Below are 8,826 nucleotides of genomic sequence, written 5' to 3' on the forward strand. Positions count from 1 at the left end.
CTGAACGAGGCCACTGAAGCCCTTGATTATATGAGATCAGGAAAGGGCATTAAACCTGTCATTGATTTGACTAGGAGTTAGTGCGGCAGATGGCAGTGATTTCTCGTTATAAATACGATATTGGCTAAATTGACCCATTCTTTACTCGGTGAAAAACAGTCGAATAATTGGTATATTTGTAGAAGAATAACACGGCAACTTAACCGAAATAGGCAGCTGAGTTTCCTCAAGCAGGCAGCATTTTACATGTGAAGGTGTGGTTGAATTAGCAATGGCCCAAGGGAAGCTTGCCTGTCCTACATAAGCGTAATGAATGTTTCTTATAGGAGGAACGGAACATGAGAAAAATAACTGTGGTACTCCTGGCGATGTTAATGTTATTTGTAAGCGCAGGGTGTGGACCCAAAGTGGATGATGGCGATAAAGTAATTAAACTCAGAATGACTTCAAGTCTTTCCGAATCAGGGATTTACAGCCAGGGTATGAAAGCCTGGGCTGCAGAACTTGCCAAACGCACTAACGGGCAGGTCATCGTTGATCAAATGACCTGGAGCGGAACCATTGTCAAAGCCGACAATAACCTGGAAGGTATTAGAGACGGGCTGGTGGATATAGCCTTCATCTCCGCTACCAATCACCCGACCAAAACACCGTTGACAACGGCTCTTATTCCCTCCTTTTCAAGTGATTTTTCCGGAGCGGGAGCTGCCCAGAAAGAACTGTGGAACACCGTACCCGAGTTAAAAGCAGAATGGGCCAAATATAAAGTGGTACCAGTAGCCTGGTTCAACGGTTATGGCGCCAATCTATACACCAATTTCAACGTTGATCCTGATGCGCCCCAACCTCTTGCCAATCAAAAATTGTTTGCCACCGGAGCCCAGGCCCCGGTCTTTGTCAAGAACCTGGGAGGAATACCGATCACCATGCCTTCAGGGGATATCTTTGTCGCCATGCAGAAGGGTACGATTAACGGGATAGCCGGCATAGCTCCCTTTGCCTTGAGCAGCAACAAGTTCGGCGAGGTCACCAGCCAGGTCGTCGACTACCGCTACACCGGCAATTCCATGTGGACCGGTATTGCCTTTAACCAGGATGTATATAACAGTTTGCCTGACAGCGCCAAAAAAGTAATAGAAGAGATCGCTGATATACCGGCCCAGGTCTGTGATGAAGCTTTCAAACAGCAAAGCATGGCCGGTTACAAGATTGTTAAAGATAAAGGCGGGACCTTGATACAGCTAACCCCGGAACAGGCCGACAAATGGCAAAAGATTATCAACCCGGAAGCCCTGTGGGAAGCAAATCTCAAAGCTGCCGAAGCCGCTGGATATAAGAATGTCCGCGAACTGTTGGCGAGGGAGATCCAGATCATGAAGGACTATGCGGCTCAGAATCCCCATAAAACTATGCTGGAGCAGTTCCTGGAAAAAAATCAATAAAGCCCGTTAAACACCTTCTCTTTTGTAGTACGAACAGGGGAGGTGTTTTATGTGATAACCCCCAGTGGTTTGGAATGAACGAAACACTGTAAATAATGTGGCTAGCCTGATTGAGGAGGTATGCATATGGAGGCCATCCGTTTGGCCAAGAACGCTTTTGATAAGCTGATAAAAGTGTGTGCCATTATATCAACCGTATCCATCGTGATTATTATGCTGCTGAATGTCGTTGATACAGTTTTCAGGTGGGTTGAGATTCCGGCGTACGGGATATTCGAGCTAAATGGCCTGTTGGTAGGCATCAACTTATTTTTGGGACTTGCGCTGGTGCAGAAAGACAGAAAACACCTTAGTGTCAATATCCTGGGCAAATATACGGCGAAATGGTTAAGGTTTATTCGCAGTTTTGTGCCTTTAACCCTGGGTGCGGTGTTTTTTGGCTGGTTAACCTACATTTGCTGGGGCAAGTTATTTGAAGCCATTGCAAGCGGTGAAGTGATCCAAGGTCTGGTGCACTTTCCCCTGTGGCCCTTGAAGAGCGCCTTTGCCTTTGGAATATTGCTGTTAACCATTCAGCTGATCATCGACTTGATCTTGGAAATCCATAAATGGCGTCATCCTGCTGCGGAAATAACGGATGGGGCAACATCATAAGAAATGGAGGTTAAATCACTATGGGTACGGCAGTCATTGGACTAATTATAGTGGTAACTCTTATTTTATTGGGAATACCCATAGCCCTCTCGCTGTTTGTCGTCGGCTTTGGCGGAATATGGTACCTTACCAGCTTCCATACAGCATCGTCGGCGATACATTATACGCCCTTGGGATCGCTGGTAGGCAGTGACCTGGCTTCGTTGCCGCTTTTCATGATGATCGGAGCATTTGCTCTGACCTCAGGAGTAGCATCTGCCGGCTACAAAACAGCCCGCACCTGGCTGGGCAGACTTCCGGGAGGTCTGGGGGTAGCTACTATCGCTGCGTCGGCGGCTTTTTGCTGCTGCTCCGGTTCCAGTGTGGCCTCGGCCATGACCATGGGAAAACTGTCCATAAAGGAAATGCAGGAAAATAAATACGATGACGGCCTGGCCGCCGGGGTATGCGGAGCGGGGGGACTCCTGGCCACCATGATTCCGCCCAGCGGCGCCATGGTGCTGTACGGGCTGGTCAGCGGCGAATCCATCTCCCAGCTGCTGGTGGCAGGATTTGTGCCAGCCCTTATCATTCTGGCAGGTTTTATCAGCATCATTGTTGGAACGGCCTTGCTCTTTCCCGATAAAGCGCCTTTAGTCAGACAGAAATTTTCCTGGAGGGAAAAATTCCGTTCTTTGCCTAATGCATTGGGAATCATAGCCATATTCGCAACCATTTTTATCGGTCTCTTTACCGGCGCTTTTACGCCCACCCAGGCGGCCGCCTGGGGCGCTCTGATCGCTCTGGTTCTGCTCATCTTAAAGGGCAGAGAAGGCCTCTGGGACAGATTTAAAACCGCCTGCATCGAAAGCGCCGAAGTCAATGTGTCCATCCTCTTTCTGATGCTGGGCGCATATGTATTCTCCAATTTCCTGGTAATAGCCGGACTTCCCCAGGCCATTCAAGCCACTGTTACCGGCCTGAATATTGCTCCCATTTTAATCATCATCGCCATACTCCTTTCTTATGTCTTTCTGGGGATGTTCCTCGAAAGTGTTACGATGATGCTAATCACCATCCCGATATACTATCCCATCGTAGTAGGCCTGGGCTTCAGCGGCATCTGGTTCGGAGTCATCGTAATGGCTATGGTTGAAATCGGCATGCTGACTCCGCCTTTTGGGATCGTCGCTTTTGCCATAAAGTCTGTGGCGCCGGATATTGATGTAATGAGAATATTCAAGGGGGTCATACCCTTTGCTTTGGCAGAACTGGCGGTGGTGTTTCTGCTGCTGGCTTTCCCGCAAATCTGCCTGTGGCTGCCCTCGCTGATGAAATGACCTGTTAATGCCGCTAGTTAGGCTATTTGTGGCGCCCGGGAAGATAAACCCGGGCGCCACTTTTGGGTGGTTATAATCTAAGCCGGCGATAGCTAAACTAAACGGCAAGTCCCGGTGGGGGAGGGTAGTATTGTTTCCGCCCTATGGAGACTTGATGGATCCTGGACAAATCATGCCTGAAGCTGCAGCGGCAGACTGTTGATGCGCATAGAGCCCGAGGTCTGCTCTAATCGGGCTGATATAAGCATCCGGGTGAGGTTTTTCCTATTATGATCATGTGGATGGGGGATAATTGCACAGCTGGGGCGGTGCATCCCTACAAGAAGAATGCCCACAGATAAAGCGAAGCAATGACCACTGACAGCAACATCAACGGAAAAGCTATTTTCATGTAGCCCAGAAAAGTTATGGGGCAGCCATGACGTTCGGCTATACCGGAAACGATCACATTGGCCGAAGCCCCGATGATAGTGCCGTTTCCACCCAGGCAAGCCCCCAACGATAAAGCCCACCACAGGGGCTCTACTGACATGTGACCTATTATTCCGATTTCTTTGATTAATGGAATGAAGGTGGCTACAAACGGTATATTATCTATAAAAGCCGAGGCGACGGCAGAAAACCAGAGCACTAAAAAGGTAATACCAGCAGCAATACGGCGCCAAACAGAGCAATAATGGTGCGATGTATCTTCTCTGATATTATTACGGCGTAAACCACCACAAAAAGAATGCCTGCAAACCATACCTGCCAGTCCATGATTCATTAATTGATCCCAGGGTTCTTATAGCCAGCACTTTCTTGCTGATAAGGGGGGAGTAAATACGCTGGGCGGTTTTCTTTACCGGATCAAAATAATGGATAAAACCCTTGCGTATGATGGGACCGTACAGATCAACTGTTACTGCCACCTCATCCAGAGCTTCTATTTGGTGAATCCCGGCGTCTAAAGGCAAGATGAAAGATGTTTCACCTGGAGAAAGAATAGTGTCAGAAATTTGCCTCACTTCCGCATAGGGCGGATTCATGCCGTCATCCATCCGTGCAAACTTTCTTTCCTTGATTTGATGAATTATGGGCCCGAATATGTCCCATACTCCATGGTCATGAACCGGGTAAACCTGGCCGGGTTCCCATATGTATGCCCGGATGGAGAACCCCTTATCAGGGCTGATGTATAATTGAATACTATTAATATCAATAGTCTGCCGCTGCAGCTTTAAAAATTGTTCGTCCAATACCAGCCGGGTCATCATGGAACGAAACCATTCCGGACTGCTGATCAGTTCATGCAAACTATTCCGTCCTTCTTCCAGGATACGGGGCCACTCGGGTTTTTCGTCAAGCAAGGATTTAATTCGTTTAATAAAACGTTCCAGCTCATTAATCGCCATATTATTTCACCTGCCTCTTTTCAATATTAATTTTTAATAAGCAATTATTGTACCCAATAAGCCATCCATTTTGTCTTGCCGGTTTAAAAGTATGCCTTGGCGAAGCTATCAGCATATGCCGGATAGTTTTCATTCATTTGAATCATTCATACTTCGAATGGCATCGTTGACAATTTCGAGCAGATGAGAGCAGCCTTCCGATCCGCCAATCAGGAGTCTGATTTGCTGCTTGTTCATTTCCGTCAGGTTGTGGCCTACTAAATCCTGCAATCTTATCGCGCTGTTTTTACAGATCTCACCGGGCATGCGGATAAAATCCGCGCTCACATCCAAGACAACATTACCGGGGTCTAATGTCAGGTGGATATTTATCTCGTGATATGTATCGATAAATGTGCCGTATAGCATCTTTTTATGATTGTTCTTATGCCCATGTATTACCCGGCTGCGATTAAACAGGTTATAGTCGCGGGGATTGACTGACCACAAAGACGGACCGTCCTTGCGGTGAGTAAAGGTATAACAGGTATTGTCATTAAGAGCGCACCAGTAGTCCACATAAGAACTCAGGTCCGGATAACCGCGTTCCGCATAAATGAAAGATTCAACCTGAATGATGCCCTTTACGCATTCTACCAACAGATTTTGGGCCATTGGATGATCGGGCCCGATCTTATCCTTAATCTTCCTGCCGCTATGCACATAGGCTTCCATTCCCACTAATTGCGGGAATTCCGAATAACCGGTCTTTTCGTGGAGCGAGCGGTACATCTCCAGGCCGGCCCCGATTATCCGCAATTCCCGGGTATCCGTGGAAACCCAGGCTGAGGCCTCTTCAAAGGTGCTCAAATGATAACATTGAGAATGTAAATTGCCATTTTTAAGCTTGCTTACACTCATGCTTTGAACCAGGTTAAAGTTTTCAGCCATTGGTTGCCCCTCATTTCTTTTTGTTTTCTACAACTACACCCGATGCAGGATAGGATCAATAGTTTTGCGAAGTTAATGCTGTGACAGCCCTATTTTTATATGCATTGGTTGCTAAGCCCGTCATATCCCATTATGTCTTTTGAAGAACCCCGGGGAGCTCATTACTCTGTAACTTCATTTAATGAAGTCTTAACGCAAATTCCATGCCAACTGATATACAGCTTGGGCTGCAAGCAATAAAGTTGTATATAGTGGGCTTAAGCTTACTTTAGCCGCTTCAATTTAATACAGATGCCCGCAGTTTGCAGTTGGAAAATGTATCTCCGATTGTAGGGAAGATGTCCGCTATACTGTACATCGGCCCGGGCTAAACTGTAACGCACAATAATTTATTTCTCTCGGTTTTCCGGATTTTTACCGGGGTTTCGAAACTGTTGATTGCTCATCTTTTTATGTATGTTGGTATGTTATTTGCATTATTTTGATCTCACAAACCACGGTAGGCCTCTGACATCCTGCCTTTCACGAAAAAATCGGCAACGAAGCCAAACAGCGGAACCATATTCCGCAATTTATAAAAGTGGCGGGTAAAAGGCTGTTTGTTTAGAGGCGGATGAGGGCCTGTTTGAGCCCCCACCTGACAAAGGAGCGTTAAAAATGATTGCAGACTACAAGCATGAGATTCTTAATCAGGATTATAAGACCATTAGCGGGCACTACGCCCACATCCAGGAGGTGCGTTTGCCGTTCCACGGGCGGGAAGTCTTATACATTGTCGGTTATGGCGAGATTGACACCTCCTGCTGCGGCACCGGGAAATTTATGTATGCTTTGGTGGCCGGCTTTATCATAAACTGGCGTGGTCTTAATAAGGACGGCTCGGTGGTATCTCGAGTGGAACTCATTCGTGATGAGACTTTGCAGACAGAACTTGAAGAAATGATCGGGCAGAAGGAAATCGTTAATCAGGTTAACTTCCTATAATCCATAAGAAATTTGTTTACCGTCCGATATCCTGGAAGTTGTCCTGTATAAAATACATCTGCTTTGTGGCGGGTTTCGGCAAAACATAAATTACTCTGTGATATAAATTCATTTATTCGCCAATGAACAAAGATTTTTTAGGAGATCGTTATACCGAGCCATGATGGCATAATAATTGCACTTTACAATGAAGATACCGGCTTATACAGGTTATCTTTGTTATTCCCTGATGAATGCGCCCGCACAATAAGAATTTAAGGAAGTGAATTAATAGTGAATTTAGCTGAAGAGTATAAAAGTAAACTGATCACTGCCGACCAGGCAGCCAGGCTGGTTAAGTCGGGCGATTGGGTGCAATACGGTGAATTCGTGCAACAGCCCCGAGATTGTGACGCCGCACTGGCCGGACGCAAGGATGAACTGACTGACGTCAACATTACAACTACCACCATCATGATGGTACCGGAAGTCGTCAAAGTCGATCCTGAAAGGAAGCACTTCATTTTACACGATTGGCACCTTTCAGGCATATCCAGAAAACTTACGGACCAGAATCTGTGCTACTATATTCCCTTCAATTATGGCGAAGCAGAGATGTTGATCGCCATGCGGAATATAGATGTCACCTTTCAGCCCGTTGCCTCTATGGACAGTCACGGTTTTTTTAATTTCAGCACGTCTAATTCCACAGCTTCATACACCACCAAAAAAGCAAAAATTGTGGTTGTGGAAGTGAACAGCTCCAGCCCCATCTGCTTGGGAGGCAGTAATGAAGGCATTCATATCTCCGATGTTGACTACATTGTGGAAAGCAGCACCAATCCCCCTTTAGGAACCCTGCCCGAACTGCCGGTAAGCGAGGTTGATATCAAAATAGCCAACCTGGTTATGGAAGAGATGAGCGACGGGGCCTGCATTCAGCTGGGTATCGGAGCTATGCCCAACACTGTGGGAGCCCTGATCGCCCAGTCCGATTTAAAGGATCTGGGGGTCCACACCGAAATGCTGGTCGATTCCTTTGTGGACATGTATGAGGCAGGCAAGATAACCGGTAAGAGGAAGCAACTGGATGTAGGAAAAATCGCTTATGCGTTTGCTATGGGAACTGAAAAACTCTATAATTTTTTAGACCACAATCCGGTTTGTGCCAGCTATCCGGTGAGTTATTGCAACAACCCGTTCATCATTGCCCAGCAGGATAACTTTGTGGCTATTAACAACTGTTTGGAAGTGGATTTATACGGGCAGGTGGGCTCCGAAGCATCAGCCGGCCGCCAGATATCCGGTACCGGCGGGCAATTGGACTATATTTACGGAGCCTTCAGATCAAAAAACGGCAAGCCGATTATTGCCCTGAGCTCTACCATGAAAAATCCTGACGGAACAATTTCATCCCGGATCACCCCGGGGTTGGGTCCTGGCACTGTAGTGAGCGTTCCTCGCTCGGTGGCTTCTTATATAATCACGGAATTTGGAACATTCAATCTAAAAGGCAAGCCTACCTGGGAAAGGGCTGCAGGCTTAATTAACATCGCCCATCCGGATTTTAGAGACCCATTGATTAAAGAGGCTGAAAAACTAAAAATTTGGCGCAGAACCAACCGGATTTAGCCTTTTATTAATACATCCCCTTTAATATTGAGAGGAGATCATTTATGAACGAAGTGGTAATCAAGTGATGGCGTCTAAAAATAATTTATACAGTGCTGTGATAGCATCTGGTATGAGGAGGGGTGCCGCGGAAGAATATTCATTTGACCATGAACACGGCTGTTGGGTAAAAAACAGCCTTTAGGTCACCTATGGCTGTTGAGCCGGATTCCAGAGGGTTGGTACAGCCATAATACTGATCACAAACTGTAATGCTCTGGAGAATGTCAATTATCACCCATAAGGAAAGAAGGTTTGAAAAAACGTGTGTCACGATTTAAAACAAGTAGTTAATAAGGTATTATTGAGCGGGTTTTTAGGGGCGGCGGCAGTGCTGACGACGCCGGCCTTGGCCCTGGCCAGCGAAGCGGATCTGATCCTGCCCGAGTTTGCCGCCAATCATCACAGCCTCCTGGTATATGGCATCTTAATCTGCGTGCTGGGGATGGTCTT

The 8,826-nt window shown here is 46.8% G+C and carries 8 protein-coding genes and 1 pseudogene; 6 read left to right on the forward strand and 3 right to left on the reverse strand.

Translation table 11 applies throughout. From position 1 onward, the window contains the following. Positions 1–338 precede the first annotated feature (338 nt). The 3 genes from B3W37_RS07605 (at position 339) to B3W37_RS07615 (ending at position 3,415) form a co-directional block, all read left to right on the forward strand. On the forward strand, positions 339–1,442 hold the full coding sequence (locus B3W37_RS07605) for a TRAP transporter substrate-binding protein (RefSeq protein ID WP_481042926.1): 1,104 nt from the start codon (positions 339–341) through the stop codon (positions 1,440–1,442). A gap of 126 nt (positions 1,443–1,568) precedes the next feature. Beyond that, a complete protein-coding gene (locus B3W37_RS07610; RefSeq protein ID WP_481042927.1) occupies positions 1,569–2,096 on the forward strand; it encodes a TRAP transporter small permease in 528 nt (175 codons plus the stop codon). A 20-nt stretch (positions 2,097–2,116) separates the two neighbouring features. Beyond that, complete coding sequence (locus tag B3W37_RS07615; protein WP_483175262.1) at positions 2,117–3,415, forward strand: TRAP transporter large permease; 1,299 nt, start codon at positions 2,117–2,119, stop codon at positions 3,413–3,415. Between the two features lie 316 nt (positions 3,416–3,731). Here B3W37_RS07615 and B3W37_RS07620 read toward each other — a convergent pair. From B3W37_RS07620 to B3W37_RS07630, 3 genes and pseudogenes are all read right to left on the reverse strand, one after another. Next, a pseudogene (locus tag B3W37_RS07620) lies at positions 3,732–4,049 on the reverse strand (sodium:proton antiporter); the annotation flags it as partial. A 70-nt stretch (positions 4,050–4,119) separates the two neighbouring features. After that, positions 4,120–4,809, reverse strand: coding sequence for a cysteine dioxygenase family protein (locus B3W37_RS07625; protein WP_483175263.1), 690 nt, complete (start codon positions 4,807–4,809; stop codon positions 4,120–4,122). Positions 4,810–4,938: 129 nt separating this feature from the next. Beyond that, on the reverse strand, positions 4,939–5,739 hold the full coding sequence (locus B3W37_RS07630; RefSeq protein ID WP_481042935.1) for a DUF2889 domain-containing protein: 801 nt from the start codon (positions 5,737–5,739) through the stop codon (positions 4,939–4,941). A gap of 657 nt (positions 5,740–6,396) precedes the next feature. On the opposite strand from B3W37_RS07630, the gene B3W37_RS07635 reads away from it, so the two are divergent. The 3 genes from B3W37_RS07635 to B3W37_RS07645 form a co-directional block, all read left to right on the forward strand. Next, the gene (locus tag B3W37_RS07635; protein WP_481042937.1) at positions 6,397–6,723 is read left to right on the forward strand and encodes a hypothetical protein; all 327 of its coding nucleotides are present in this window, start codon (positions 6,397–6,399) and stop codon (positions 6,721–6,723) included. A 273-nt stretch (positions 6,724–6,996) separates the two neighbouring features. Further along, positions 6,997–8,334 carry an acetyl-CoA hydrolase/transferase family protein gene (locus B3W37_RS07640; protein ID WP_481042939.1) on the forward strand — a complete coding sequence of 446 codons (1,338 nt, stop codon included), beginning with the start codon at positions 6,997–6,999 and terminating at the stop codon, positions 8,332–8,334. A 304-nt stretch (positions 8,335–8,638) separates the two neighbouring features. Then, positions 8,639–8,826: hypothetical protein (locus tag B3W37_RS07645; RefSeq protein ID WP_483175265.1), on the forward strand; the 188-nt coding region annotated here is incomplete at its 3' end.

It is taken from the genome of Syntrophomonas sp. UBA5494, assembly GCF_002426325.1.